This is a genomic window from Pseudomonas syringae group sp. 247E2 (assembly GCF_032587795.1).
Lineage (GTDB): Bacteria > Pseudomonadota > Gammaproteobacteria > Pseudomonadales > Pseudomonadaceae > Aquipseudomonas > Aquipseudomonas amygdali.
In genome coordinates this window covers 178,295-190,782 of record NZ_JAWHPK010000001.1, presented here as the reverse complement: position 1 = coordinate 190,782, position 12,488 = coordinate 178,295, and the positions used below count along the sequence as shown (strand labels likewise).

At 59.5% G+C, this 12,488-nt stretch carries 13 protein-coding genes; 5 read left to right on the top strand and 8 right to left on the bottom strand.

Annotated elements, in window-relative coordinates; translation table 11 throughout:
- The first annotated feature begins 84 nt into the window (after window positions 1-84).
- The 5 genes from lptE (at window position 85) to RYC18_RS00950 (ending at window position 3,842) form a co-directional block, all read left to right on the top strand.
- On the top strand, window positions 85-690 hold the full coding sequence (gene lptE / locus RYC18_RS00970; protein ID WP_005745388.1) for an LPS assembly lipoprotein LptE: 606 nt from the start codon (window positions 85-87) through the stop codon (window positions 688-690).
- A 41-nt stretch (window positions 691-731) separates the two neighbouring features.
- On the top strand, window positions 732-1,769 hold the full coding sequence (holA, locus tag RYC18_RS00965; RefSeq protein WP_016981879.1) for a DNA polymerase III subunit delta: 1,038 nt from the start codon (window positions 732-734) through the stop codon (window positions 1,767-1,769).
- 6 nt (window positions 1,770-1,775) lie between these two features.
- Window positions 1,776-1,991: a hypothetical protein gene (locus RYC18_RS00960; RefSeq protein ID WP_080718857.1), complete on the top strand. Its 216-nt coding sequence runs from the start codon at window positions 1,776-1,778 to the stop codon at window positions 1,989-1,991.
- A gap of 274 nt (window positions 1,992-2,265) precedes the next feature.
- Window positions 2,266-2,421, top strand: coding sequence for an alternative ribosome rescue factor ArfA (gene arfA / locus RYC18_RS00955; protein ID WP_002555325.1), 156 nt, complete (start codon window positions 2,266-2,268; stop codon window positions 2,419-2,421).
- 83 nt (window positions 2,422-2,504) lie between these two features.
- Entirely contained in the window at window positions 2,505-3,842 is a 1,338-nt protein-coding gene (locus RYC18_RS00950) for a lytic murein transglycosylase (protein ID WP_316882050.1), read from the top strand.
- Window positions 3,843-3,962: 120 nt separating this feature from the next.
- On the opposite strand, the gene lipA is transcribed toward RYC18_RS00950, so the two are convergent.
- From lipA to mrdA, 8 genes are all read right to left on the bottom strand, one after another.
- Complete coding sequence (lipA, locus tag RYC18_RS00945; protein ID WP_002555327.1) at window positions 3,963-4,970, bottom strand: lipoyl synthase; 1,008 nt, start codon at window positions 4,968-4,970, stop codon at window positions 3,963-3,965.
- Window positions 4,963-5,619, bottom strand: coding sequence for a lipoyl(octanoyl) transferase LipB (lipB, locus tag RYC18_RS00940; RefSeq protein WP_002555328.1), 657 nt, complete (start codon window positions 5,617-5,619; stop codon window positions 4,963-4,965). Before lipB ends, lipA begins: the two co-directional genes overlap by 8 nt.
- Window positions 5,619-5,894 (bottom strand): DUF493 domain-containing protein, encoded by a 276-nt coding sequence (locus RYC18_RS00935; RefSeq protein WP_002555329.1) that lies wholly within the window; start codon window positions 5,892-5,894, stop codon window positions 5,619-5,621. The genes lipB and RYC18_RS00935 overlap by 1 nt, the downstream gene beginning before the upstream one ends.
- Before the next feature lie 93 nt (window positions 5,895-5,987).
- On the bottom strand, window positions 5,988-7,148 hold the full coding sequence (locus RYC18_RS00930; protein WP_002555330.1) for a D-alanyl-D-alanine carboxypeptidase family protein: 1,161 nt from the start codon (window positions 7,146-7,148) through the stop codon (window positions 5,988-5,990).
- Window positions 7,149-7,389: 241 nt separating this feature from the next.
- Window positions 7,390-8,418, bottom strand: a complete 1,029-nt coding sequence (locus tag RYC18_RS00925) for a septal ring lytic transglycosylase RlpA family protein (protein WP_002555332.1) — start codon at window positions 8,416-8,418, stop codon at window positions 7,390-7,392.
- Window positions 8,418-9,425 carry a lytic murein transglycosylase B gene (gene mltB, locus RYC18_RS00920; RefSeq protein ID WP_002555333.1) on the bottom strand — a complete coding sequence of 336 codons (1,008 nt, stop codon included), beginning with the start codon at window positions 9,423-9,425 and terminating at the stop codon, window positions 8,418-8,420. Before mltB ends, RYC18_RS00925 begins: the two co-directional genes overlap by 1 nt.
- A gap of 17 nt (window positions 9,426-9,442) precedes the next feature.
- Window positions 9,443-10,546: a rod shape-determining protein RodA gene (gene rodA / locus RYC18_RS00915; RefSeq protein WP_057404530.1), complete on the bottom strand. Its 1,104-nt coding sequence runs from the start codon at window positions 10,544-10,546 to the stop codon at window positions 9,443-9,445.
- 31 nt (window positions 10,547-10,577) lie between these two features.
- A complete protein-coding gene (gene mrdA / locus RYC18_RS00910; protein ID WP_005745383.1) occupies window positions 10,578-12,473 on the bottom strand; it encodes a penicillin-binding protein 2 in 1,896 nt (631 codons plus the stop codon).
- Between the last annotated feature and the right edge of the window lie 15 nt (window positions 12,474-12,488).

The window sequence follows — 12,488 nt, the reverse complement described above, 5'->3', positions numbered from 1 at the left end:
TCGGGCGCCCGGCAGACGCCGGGCGCCGAACATATTTCCAGGGTACGCAGTGTCGGCCCAAACGGATTCAAGGGGAGCATCAAGATGATCAAACGCAATTTGCTGGTGATGGGCCTGGCTGTTCTGTTGAGTGCCTGTGGCTTCCAGCTGCGCGGCACCGGCACCACCGAGCTGGCCATCAAGGAGCTGGATGTCAGCGCGCGTAACGCTTATGGCGAAACCGTGACTCAACTCACTCGCCTGCTGACCAGTTCCGGAGTCAAGGTCTACACCGGCGCGCCTTACAAGCTCATGCTGACCAACGAAGCAGAAACCCAGCGCGCCATCAGCTATTCGGGTTCGGGTCGTTCGGCTGAATACCAGCTGACCACCACCCTGACCTATGAAGTGCATGGCGACAGAGATCGTTTCCTGCTCGGCGACAAGGTCACCGCAGACCGCTCCTACGTTCACGATGGCAACAATCTGACCGGTTCCGATCAGGAAGCCTCTCAGGTTCGTCAGGAAATGCGCAACGACCTGATCCAGAAACTGATGGCGCGCTTGCAGCAAATGACGCCGACACGCCTTGAAGAACTGCAGGCCAAGGCCGACGCAGTTGCCAAGGCTGAAGCCGACGCACAGGAAGCCGCCCAGCGGATCCGCGACGAGACGCCTCAGCAATCGCCTGTCGAAGTACCGGCCAGGTAAGTGTCCGGGGCCAGTCAGCTGGCCCCGGCATGCTCTGACTCATGAAACTCGCCCCCGCCCAACTCGGCAAGCACTTGCAAGGCACACTTGCGCCCGTCTACGTGATCAGCGGTGACGATCCGCTGCTCTGCCAGGAAGCTGCTGATGCCGTGCGTGCTGCTGCGCGCCAGCAAGGTTTCGATGAACGGCAGGTATTCAGCGCTGACGCCAGCTTCGACTGGGGTACGCTGCTCCAGGCCGGCGCCAGCATGTCGCTGTTCGCCGAGCGCCGTCTTCTGGAACTGCGCTTGCCCTCAGGCAAACCCGGTGACAAAGGCGCTGCGGCGCTCATGGAATATTGCGCCAGACCTGCCGAAGACACCCTGCTGCTGATCAGCCTGCCCAAGCTCGATGGCAGTGCGCAGAAAACCAAATGGGGCAAGGCTCTGGTTGAGGGTGCGCAAACCCAGTTCGTGCAAATCTGGCCGGTGGACGTCGGCCAGCTGCCGCAATGGATTCGCCAGCGCCTGTTGCAGGCGGGCCTGGCAGCGACTCAGGATGCCGTCGAACTGATCGCGGCCCGGGTCGAAGGCAACCTGCTGGCGGCCGCGCAGGAAATCGAAAAGCTCAAGCTGATGGCCGAAGAAGGCCAGATAACCGTCGAGACTGTGCAGGCGGCCGTGGCCGACAGTGCGCGCTTCGACGTATTTGGTCTGACCGATGCAGTGCTCAACGGCGAAGCTGCCCATGCCTTGCGCATGCTGGAAGGGCTGCGCGGCGAAGGGGTCGAAACCCCCGTGATCCTCTGGGCCCTGACCCGCGAGCTGCGCGCGCTGGCCAACATGTCCCAGCAGTTCAGTCAGGGCATGCCACTCGACAAAGTGTTCAGCTCGGCCCGCCCACCGATCTGGGACAAGCGCAAGCCATTGATGAGCAAAGCCCTGCAACGCCATTCGGCAAAACGCTGGAGCCAGTTGCTGATGGACGCACAGCGCATCGACGCACAGATCAAGGGGCAGGCGCCAGGCTCGCCGTGGAGCAGCCTCAGCCGACTGGCGCTATTGATGGCAGGGCAACGGCTGGCACTGCCTGCGGAGTGAGCTGTCATGTCCGAGCTTGTTCAAGAGTTACTCGAAGTAATCCTTCGTGCGATCTGCTATCCCGTTGGCTGGCCCATCGTGCGACTGTTGTCACGCGGTAGATATCCATCCAGAGGGTCGTGGTTTTCAAACACCGCAGAAGCAAACTGGACGGTAGCAACAGGGCTCGCAATTCTGGTGATCACCATGATGGCGTTGCTTCATCAATTCGATATGCCCTGATCGGCCTGCATTTCACACCCTCGTTATTACACAGCGGCCAAGCGCGCTTTTCAGCACCATACACATATCTCGTGGGAGCGAGCTTGCTCGCGAAGAGGTCAGTGCAGCCCCTGAAACTCGAGCGTTCGGACGATTGCCTTCGCGAGCAAGCTCGCTCCCACAGGTATTGCATTCAAGTCCGCCTCCCGCGTCATAGCACACGACTATTAGACACAAGCGCCGTTCTGCCCGATTATTTGCATCGCTTTACAACACCCATCAGGAGCACCCCGCCATGAGCAAGCCAAAGCGGCCGAACAAGGCCAAATCCATCATCGCCCAGCCATTGTTCCGCAGTCGTCAGGAACAACCCGCCAAGGGCAAAGGCAGCTACCGCCGCGAAGCCTTCCAGTCTAAAAGCTGGGAGGCTTCCTGCTTTATGGCGGCCTGATATCGAGCAACATCTCCGGGGCGCTTTCAACCGCTTAGCCGTGTTATGGTCTGCACCTAACGGTAATACCCTTGGACTCAAGCATGCCTTCTCGTTTTACCCATCGCCCGCAGCTGCGCCAACTCATCGCTGCCTCCAGCCTTGTTGCCTTGGTAGCCTGCGCAGAAAAACCCACTGCAGCCGATGCCACGCCTCTTCAATCCAGCAAAGCACAGACAAACGCTCCTGCCGTAGCTCCTACGCCTGCGCTGGTCGTTGATGACAGCCTCACGATTCAACCCGCCGTCAGCTTCAGCGAATGGCAGGCCGGTTTTCGTGTTCAGGCGTTAAAGGCAGGTATCCGGGCGGATATATTCGATCAGGCATTAGCCGGTGTCACTCCCGACATGAGCGTGGTCAAGGCCGACCGCAGCCAGCCTGAGTTCACCCGTCCGATCTGGGAATACCTGGACGGTGCCATCTCCGCCGCACGCGTGCGCAAGGGGCAGGCGCTGCTTTCGCAGTACGCTGACGACCTGCAGAAGATCGAGCAGCAGTATGGTGTGGATCGTCAGGCGCTGGTCGCGGTATGGGGCATGGAAAGTAATTTCGGGTCGTTCCAAGGCACGCAATCCGTCATCCGCTCGCTGGCTACGCTGGCCTATGAAGGTCGCCGTCCCGGTTTTGCACAGAGCCAGTTGCTGGCCGCGCTGGAAATCATCCAGCATGGCGACATCACACCGGACAAGATGCTGGGTTCGTGGGCCGGTGCGATGGGCCAGACCCAGTTCATCCCGACCACCTATAACACTCATGCCGTCGACTTTGACGGCGATGGCCGCCGTGACATCTGGAACACTCCCGCCGATGCCCTGGCCTCCACTGCGCATTACCTGCAAAGCTCTGGCTGGCAACGCGGTCAGCCCTGGGGCTTTGAAGTGGTACTCGGCTCCGGGTTTGATTACTCGCTGGCAGATTCGACCACTCGCAAGAGCCTCGCTGAATGGCAACAACTGGGCCTGAAACAGCCGGACGGCTCGGCGATTCCAGTCGCCGCCAGCCAGCAGCAAGCCGCCTTGTTGTTGCCAGCCGGTTATCGCGGGCCAGCCTTTCTGGTGCTGGATAACTTCCGAGCCATTCTCAAGTACAACAACTCCACCTCGTACGCACTGGCGATCAGCCTGCTTTCTGACCGGTTCAAAGGGGCCGGGTACGTAGTAGGTGCATGGCCACGCGGGGACACTCCGCTGAGCCGCTCTGAACGCATTGAACTGCAAACCCTGCTCTCGGCACGTCAATATGACGCAGGCGCACCAGACGGCATTATCGGTGCCAATACGCGCAAGGCCATTCGTAGCGCGCAGCAGTCATTCGGCTGGCCGGCAGATGGTTACCCGACGCATGAATTGCTGGAGGCCCTGCGCAAGCCTGTGGGGCAATAATCGGAAGGACGCAGAGCGTCCAGAACGGCATGCCCACGCGGAGCGTTGGCACGATAATCAACCGCAAACAAAAAGGGCCAGGTATCGCTACCTGGCCCTTCTTGTTTTTGCGGCGTGCTGTCAGAGCATTGCCTTGGCGATCTTGGCTTGCTCGTCGGCATGATACGAAGAGCGTACCAGCGGCCCGGATGCGACGTTCTTGAAGCCCATCTTGTAACCTTCCTCGGCAAACCAGGCAAAGGTGTCAGGGTGGACAAAGCGCTGCACCGGCAGGTGGTTGCGCGATGGCTGCAGGTACTGACCCAGCGTCAGCATGTCGATGTCGTGCTCGCGCATGCGCTGCATGACTTCGATAACCTCTTCGTCGGTCTCGCCCAGGCCCAGCATCAGCCCTGATTTGGTCGGTACATGCGGGACCATCTGTTTGAAGCGCTGCAGCAGGGTCAACGACCACTGGTAGTCCGAACCCGGACGCGCAGCCTTGTACAGACGCGGCACGGTTTCCAGATTGTGGTTGAACACATCCGGTGGCTCGGCGGCGGTGATTTCCAGCGCAACGTCCATGCGGCCACGGTAATCCGGCACCAGCGTTTCGAGCTGTACGCCCGGCGACAGCAGGCGGATTTCGCGGATGCAGTCGGCAAAGTGCTGAGCACCACCGTCACGCAAGTCGTCACGGTCCACCGAGGTGATCACTACGTACTTCAGACGCAGGTCGGCAATTGCGATGGCGAGGCTCTTCGGTTCGTTGACGTCGAGCGGCTTCGGACGACCATGGCCCACGTCGCAGAATGGGCAGCGACGGGTGCAGATGTCGCCCATGATCATGAACGTTGCGGTGCCACCGGAGAAGCATTCGCCCAGGTTCGGGCAGGACGCCTCTTCACAGACACTGTGCAGCTTGTGCTTGCGCAGCAATTGCTTGATACGGTCGACTTCCGGAGAAACCGGGATGCGCACACGAATCCAGTCGGGTTTCTTCGGCAGATCTACCGTTGGAATGATCTTGACCGGGATGCGCGCAACCTTTTCCGCTCCGCGAAGCTTAACGCCCGCTTCGACTTTCGGACGGGCCACTCGCTCGGAAACATCCAGCGTCGGGATCAGGGTTTGCACGGTGTCAGTCATAATGGTTTATTCCGCCCGTAAGGGTCGCCTGCTCAGCGTAGTCGAGGTGTTTGACGAGCTGCGCACGCAGTCGGGCACTTACCTCGGAAAATTCTATCTGCCCTGCCTGATCGCTCAGTTGGGTCATGGCCAACCCGGCGTATCCGCAAGGGTTGATGCGGCGGAACGGCTCCAGGTCCATGTCGACGTTCAACGCCAGACCATGAAACGAGCAGCCGTTGCGAATGCGCAGACCGAGCGACGCGATTTTCGCGCCGTCGACGTATACACCCGGTGCATCGGCCTTGGCGGCTGCCTTGACGCCGTAGTCGGCGAGCAAGGCGATAAGGGTATTCTCGATCCGTGTTACCAGATCGCGAACACCGAAACCAAGGCGCCTGACGTCCAGCATCAGGTAAGCCACCAGTTGGCCCGGGCCATGATAAGTCACTTGGCCGCCACGATCGACCTGTACGACAGGAATATTGCCCGGCAGCAGCAAATGTTCGGCCTTGCCGGACTGTCCCTGGGTGAAAACCGGGGGGTGCTGGACCAGCCAGACCTCATCGGCAGCCTCGCGGCCACGCCCATCGGTAAAGCGCTGCATAGCGTGCCAGGCGGTTTCGTAATCGATCAGGCCCAGATCACGAAAACCCAGCGCAACCGTCATCAGAGCACCATGTGCACGAAACCCGTAGCGCGAAGGGCACTATTGATATCGCGCAATTGATCTTCGCCTGTAGCGACGATGTGCAACTGGACGGTGGTGTATTTGCCGTTGCTGCTCTGACGCTCGGCGAGTGTCTTGAGGTCGACCTGAGCGTACTTGTGCAGGACTTCCATAACAGCAGCAGTAAAGCCCACGCTGGTGTCACCGATCACCTTGATCGGATAGTCATCGCAGGGGAATTCGATTTTGTGCGACTTGATGTCGGTATCAGTCATGGCAGTAAAGGTCTCACAAGCCGTGACGACGGACACGCGGCCCGCTCAGATCATGAGCAGGCCGCGAGAAGGTCGGCAGTAGTTACTGGAGGGTCAGTTGAACAAGCCGTAGAAGAACAGGCGGATGCTATCCCACACGCGGCGGAAAATGCCACCTTCCTCAACTGCATCAAGCGCAATCAGGTTAGCGGTATGAACCACCTGATCGTCTTTCTTGACCTCGACCTTACCGATCACGTCGCCCTTGGCGATTGGCGCAACCAGTTGCGGGTTCATGGTCATGCTGGCGGACAGCTTCTTCATGTCGCCTTTTGGCATTGTCATGCTCAGATCTTCAGCCAGACCGGCCTTGACCTGACGCTCAGTGCCTTTCCAGACGGTTGCCTGAGCCAGCTCGGTGCCCTTCTGATAGAAGTTCTGGGTTTCGAAGAAACGGAAGCCATAGGTCAGCAGCTTCTGGGTTTCAGCCGCGCGGGCCTGCTCGCTGTTGGTGCCGAACACTACTGCGATCAGACGCATGCCGTCACGTACAGCCGAAGACACCATGCAGTAGCCGGCCTCGTCGGTGTGGCCGGTCTTCAGACCGTCAACGGTCTTGTCGCGCCACAGCAGCAGGTTGCGGTTAGGCTGCTTGATGCCGTTCCAGAAGAACTCTTTCTGCGAGTAGATCGCATAGTGAGCCGGGTCTTCGTGAATGATTGCACGCGCCAGGATCGCCATGTCGTGAGCCGACGAGTAGTGCTCGGGGTTCGGCAGACCGGTCGGGTTCATGAAGTGGCTGTTGGTCATGCCCAGATCGCCGGCGGTCTTGTTCATCATGTCGGCAAATGCATCTTCGCTGCCGGCAATGTGCTCGGAGATCGCGACGCTGGCGTCGTTACCCGATTGAATAATGATGCCGTGCAGCAGGTCGCTGACCGTCACCTGGCTGCCCACCTTGATGAACATCCGCGAACCGCCTGTGCGCCAGGCATTTTCACTGATGGTCACCGGATCGTTCTCGCCGATCTGGCCGCGACGAATTTCCAGGGTCGCGATGTAGGCGGTCATCAGCTTGGTCAGACTGGCAGGTGCCAGACGCTGGTCACCGTTGTTCTCGACCAGAACGTTGCCGCTGGTGGCATCCATCAGTACGTAGGACTTGGCTGCCAGTTGCGGCGCAGCAGGCGTCATCTGCTCTGCCGCCCAGACGGTCGGGGTGATAATCAGTGGAACAAGCAGGCACAAACGTTTTGCAAAGGTGGTGATGTTCATCCGTCTCTCGAGAATCCTAATGGGCAAACATGCCCTTGCGGGCAAAACTGAACAGACCGGCGAGGCGAAAACGCCTCGGTACGGCTCGTGGCGCCAGGCTGTAACCCTGGCTGACAAAGTCGCCTGTTCGACACACGACCTTGTGGGCAGTTACCTGCAACGCTGGCCCTGATGGCAAAGCTGCGCTGCCTGCGACTGCATATCGTCCTCCATTGTTGCCGGAAAACGATTGTCGAAAAACTTATTGATCCGATGTCACTACGCTTGGCTGACCCAGATTGGCCGACCTGACGCTGTTTTGCAGTTGCTGGGCTTCACCCGGCGTGTCGATCGGTCCCATCCGGACCCGATAGAGCGTTTGCTGATTGCGAGCTATCGAGCTGACGAACACCGGCGCTCGAACCATCCCGCTCAGTTTCGACCTCAGGAGCTCCGCAGCGTCCGGGTTGGCGAAGGCTCCCACCTGGAGAAACAGCCCAGCGGCTTGTCCTGAAGCGTTTTTTTTTGCGTCAACCTGCAACGGCACGACAGGTGCGGCGTGTTGCTGCGGTGGCGGCGTGTATTGCTCGACGGTTCCGGTCGATGTCGACAGCGCGGGCGGCGTGGCCTGAGCCATCACTTGCGGCTGATTGAGCATCAGCGGTGCCGGACGGCCACGTTGCGCCCACCATTCCTGCGGGTCGATACCTTCGACCTTGACCCGGGCGGTGCCGGTTTCGGCATAGCCCAGCTTTTTGGCGGCGGCGTAGGACAAGTCGATAATGCGGTCCGAATAGAATGGCCCGCGATCGTTGACGCGCAGAATCACCGTGCGGTTGTTGTCCAGGTTGGTCACTTTGACATAGCTGGGCAGCGGCAGGGTCTTGTGCGCGGCGCTCATGCCATACAGGTCATACACCTCGCCGTTGGCGGTGTTCTGGCCATGAAACTTGGTGCCATACCAGGAAGCGGTGCCCGAAGCGACGTAACGCTTTGAATCGCTCATCGGGAAATAGGTCTTGCCCAGCACCGTATACGGGTTCGCCTTGTAGGCACCGGTATGCAGGGTCGGCGTTGCATCGGGGATGCGCGAGACATCCACGTCCCACCACGGCGCGCCGTCCTTGTGGGCACGGTTGATGTCCAGCCCCGGCATCGAGCGCACAGCGGCACCGCCTTTTGGCGACTGCGACGAGGTTGTGCGTGACGGCGACGAGCAACTGGCAACCAGCACTGCCAGGCCGGTCAGCGCCAGAAGCTTGAATGTTTGCAGAATCGGCAATGCCCGCATTACTTGACGCCTCGAGCTTGAACCAACGATTCAGACAGCTGATACACGGCCATGGCGTACATCACACTGCGGTTATAACGGGTGATAGCATAAAAATTGTTCAAACCCAGCCAGTATTCAGGACCATTGTCGCCTTCAAGACGGAACGCCGTTACCGGCATATCGTCGCGCAGCGCATCATGACTCGCCCAGCCCAGCTGTCGCAACTCCCCGACCGACATTACCGGATCAAGCGCAGGGCTCAACCCTTCGTCAACCCGGTCGCCACGTGCGGTCGCGCGGCTGACTACCGGCTGACCGGCTACCCAGCCATGACGCTTGAAATAACTGGCAACGCTGCCGATGGCATCGTCCGGGTCGGTCCAGATGTTGATATGGCCGTCGCCGTCGAAATCCACTGCATAGGCGCGGAAACTGCTCGGCATGAACTGCGGCAGGCCCATTGCTCCGGCGTACGAGCCTTTGAGAGTCAAGGGGTCAACCTGTTGTTCGCGAGCCAGCAGCAGAAACTCACGCAATTCCTTGCGGAAGAACTGTGCGCGTGGAGGGTAATCGAAACCGAGCGTCGACAATGCATCGATCACCCGGTAATTGCCGGTATTGCGGCCGAAAAAGGTTTCCACGCCAATGATCGAAACGATGATCTGCGCCGGTACGCCATATTCCTGCTCGGCGCGGGCCAATGCGGCCTCGTGCTGACGCCAGAAATCGACGCCGCGGGCGATGCGCGTATCGGTGATGAACATCGGCCGATACTCTTTCCACTGCTTGACGCGTTCGGCCGGGCGGGAAATGGCATCGAGAATCGCCTGCTTGCGCTCGACCTCACGAAACAGGCTCATCAACTGCTCACCGGCAAAACCGTGATCGCGGGTCAGCTCACCGACGAATTCCGCTACCTGGGGAGAACCCTCATAGTCGCCGGCCAGCGCCTCTTGCACCGATCCAAGGATGCCTACCAGACCGACCACCGGAGCATATCGAGCCCAGTTACGCATTGCTTGCATTGAATAGTTCACCTTAATCAAACTTGAGCAATCCATTTACGGTGTGTATGGATCGACATCAAAACCCCAAACGCTGACAGTAGGGTCACCAGCGAAGTTCCGCCGTAGCTAATGAAGGGCAATGGCACCCCCACCACTGGCAGCAGGCCACTGACCATACCGATGTTGACGAAAACGTAAACAAAAAACGTCATGGTCAACGCTCCGGCCAGCAGCTTGCCGAATAATGTCTGCGCCTGTGCCGTGATCACAAGCCCACGACCGATCAGCAGCATATAGATGATCAGCAGCGCACAGATGCCCACCAGACCGAACTCTTCACCCAGTACCGCGATGATGAAGTCGGTGTGGCTTTCCGGCAAAAAGTCCAGGTGCGACTGAGTGCCCAGCAGCCAGCCTTTGCCGAATACACCGCCCGAACCGATGGCAGCCTTTGATTGAATGATGTTCCAGCCGGTCCCCAGCGGATCGCTTTCCGGGTCCAGAAACGTCAGTACGCGCTGCTTCTGGTAGTCGTGCATGAAGAAGAACCACATGGCCACTGCAGCAGGCACAGCGGCCGCCAGCACACTGATAATCCAGCGCCAGCGCAGGCCGGCCATGAACAGCACGAAGGCCCCGGACGCCAGAATCAGCAGCGAGGTGCCCAGATCAGGCTGGCGCACGATCAGAATGAACGGCACACCAATCAAGGCGAGACTGACCGCCACATGTTTGAGATGCGGTGGCAGCGTGCGTTTGGACAGATACCAGGCGATGGTTGCCGGCATGATGATCTTGAGAAACTCCGAAGGCTGGAAGCGGATCACACCGGGGATATTGATCCAGCGTGTCGCGCCCATGGCGTTGTGGCCCATGACATCCACGACTACCAGCAGCATGACGCCGAGCACATACAGCACAGGCACCCAGCGCGCCATGAAACGCGGCTCCAGCTGGGCAATCACCACCATTGCCACCAGACCGATACCAAACGAACTGGCCTGCTTGATGAGCAGGTCCCAGTTCTTGCCGCTGGCCGAATACAGGACGAACAGGCTGCCAGCCGCCAGGGTCAGCAACAGGATCAACAACGGGCCATCGATATGAATGCGCTGCAAAAAAGTGGCACGGCGACGCATCACGTCTTCGCTGGACAGGATGCGGTCGAAATTACTCTTCACGGGCCGCAGCCTCCAGATTCAGGGAACCGGCATACTCAGGCTTGAGATGGCCGTTTTCGTCGAGCAGCCAGGCGTCCATCACCTGCCGCACAACGGGTGCAGCAACGCCGGAACCGGACTCGCCGTTCTCGACCATCACTGCAACAACGATTTTTGGATTGTCGGCCGGTGCAAAACCGACAAACAGGGCATGGTCACGATGACGCTCCTGAACCTTGGTACGGTCGTATTTCTCGCCCTGCTTGATGGCGACTACCTGAGCCGTACCGCTTTTGCCGGCGATCCGGTATTGCGCACCGATGGCAGCCTTGCGCGCCGTACCACGCGCGCCATGCATCACTTCCTGCATGCCGTGGTTGACTCGCCCCCAGTTGGCCGGGTCGCGCAGCACGATATTCGGCATCGGGTTTTCATCCACAGGTGCCTTGCCTTCGATGGTTCTGGCCAGATGCGGACGGTTCCACACACCTTTGTTGGCCACCAGTGCGGTCGCCTGGGCCAGTTGCAACGGCGTTGCCTGCATGTAGCCCTGCCCAATGCCGAGAATCAGGGTTTCGCCAGGGAACCAGGCCTGGCGACGGGTCGCACGCTTCCATTCACGGGACGGCATCAGACCGGGGGACTCCTCGAACATATCCAGCGACACTTTCTGCCCGATACCGAACTTGTTCATGTAGGTGGAAAGCCGATCGATGCCCAGTTTGTGCGCCAGATCGTAGAAGTACGTGTCATTGGAACGCATGATCGCGGTATCCAGATCCACCCAGCCATCACCGGTGCGGTTCCAGTTACGGTACTTGTGATCGTAATTGGGCAGTTGGTAATAGCCAGGGTCGAACACTCTTGAGCCGGGCGTTACTGCACCGGCGTCCAGCCCGGCAATCGCCACGGCAGGCTTGATGGTCGAACCGGGCGGGTAAAGGCCGCGCAGAATGCGGTTGAACAGCGGCCGGTCTATTGAATCGCGTAGCTCGGCGTAGGCCTTGAAGCTGATGCCGGTGACAAACAGGTTCGGATCGAAGCTCGGCGCACTGACCATCGCCAGCACTTCTCCGGTGGCAGGGTCCAGCGCGACTACCGCGCCACGACGCCCACCCAATGCGGCCTCGGCAGCTTCCTGAAGGTTGATGTCCAGGCTAAGAACGATGTCCTTTCCAGGGATCGGGTCGGTGCGCTTGAGCACGCGCAGCACGCGGCCACGGGCGTTGGTCTCGACCTCTTCGTAGCCGACCTGACCATGCAGATCGGGTTCGTAAAATCGCTCGATACCGGTCTTGCCGATATGGTGCGTGCCGCTGTAATTGATCGGATCGAGGCTCTTGAGCTCTTTTTCGTTGATCCGCCCCATGTAACCGACCGAGTGAGCAAAATGCGGCCCTTGCGGGTAGTGCCTGACCAGTTGCGCAACCACTTCGACACCTGGCAGGCGGAACTGGTTGACCGCAATCAGGGCGATCTGCTCTTCGCTCAGCTCGAACAGGATAGGCACCGGCTCGAACGGCCGACGCCCCTGCTTCATACGCTTTTCGAAGATGATGCGATCATCCGGGGTGAGCTGCAGGATCTCGACAATGGTGTCGAGCACACTGGACCACTCGCCGGCACGCTCACGGGTCATGCTGAGACTGAAACTGGGCCGGTTGTCCGCAACCACCACGCCATTACGATCGTAGATCAGCCCACGGCTGGGCGGAATCGGCTGAACGTGAACGCGGTTGTTTTCCGAAAGCGTGGAGTGATACTCGTACTGGATGACCTGCAGGTAATACAACCGGGCAATCAGCACGCACACCAGCAACACCACCGCCACGGCACCGAACACGACCCTGCCGCGCACCAGGCGTGCGTCCTTTTCGTGGTCTTTGAGGCGGATCGGTTGAGACATTTAGGCCGTATTCAC

Coding starts and splice junctions, on each gene's coding strand:
- lptE (WP_005745388.1), top strand. CDS start 85: ATGATCAAACGCAATTTGCTGGTGATGGGCCTGGCTGTTCTGTTGAGT.
- RYC18_RS00960 (WP_080718857.1), top strand. CDS start 1,776: ATGTCCGAGCTTGTTCAAGAGTTACTCGAAGTAATCCTTCGTGCGATC.
- rodA (WP_057404530.1), bottom strand. CDS start 10,546: ATGCGTCGCCGTGCCACTTTTTTGCAGCGCATTCATATCGATGGCCCG.
- RYC18_RS00925 (WP_002555332.1), bottom strand. CDS start 8,418: ATGCGGGCATTGCCGATTCTGCAAACATTCAAGCTTCTGGCGCTGACC.
- RYC18_RS00935 (WP_002555329.1), bottom strand. CDS start 5,894: ATGACTGATACCGACATCAAGTCGCACAAAATCGAATTCCCCTGCGAT.
- RYC18_RS00930 (WP_002555330.1), bottom strand. CDS start 7,148: ATGAACATCACCACCTTTGCAAAACGTTTGTGCCTGCTTGTTCCACTG.
- lipA (WP_002555327.1), bottom strand. CDS start 4,970: ATGACTGACACCGTGCAAACCCTGATCCCGACGCTGGATGTTTCCGAG.
- mltB (WP_002555333.1), bottom strand. CDS start 9,425: ATGCAAGCAATGCGTAACTGGGCTCGATATGCTCCGGTGGTCGGTCTG.
- mrdA (WP_005745383.1), bottom strand. CDS start 12,473: ATGTCTCAACCGATCCGCCTCAAAGACCACGAAAAGGACGCACGCCTG.
- lipB (WP_002555328.1), bottom strand. CDS start 5,619: ATGACGGTTGCGCTGGGTTTTCGTGATCTGGGCCTGATCGATTACGAA.
- RYC18_RS00950 (WP_316882050.1), top strand. CDS start 2,505: ATGCCTTCTCGTTTTACCCATCGCCCGCAGCTGCGCCAACTCATCGCT.
- arfA (WP_002555325.1), top strand. CDS start 2,266: ATGAGCAAGCCAAAGCGGCCGAACAAGGCCAAATCCATCATCGCCCAG.
- holA (WP_016981879.1), top strand. CDS start 732: ATGAAACTCGCCCCCGCCCAACTCGGCAAGCACTTGCAAGGCACACTT.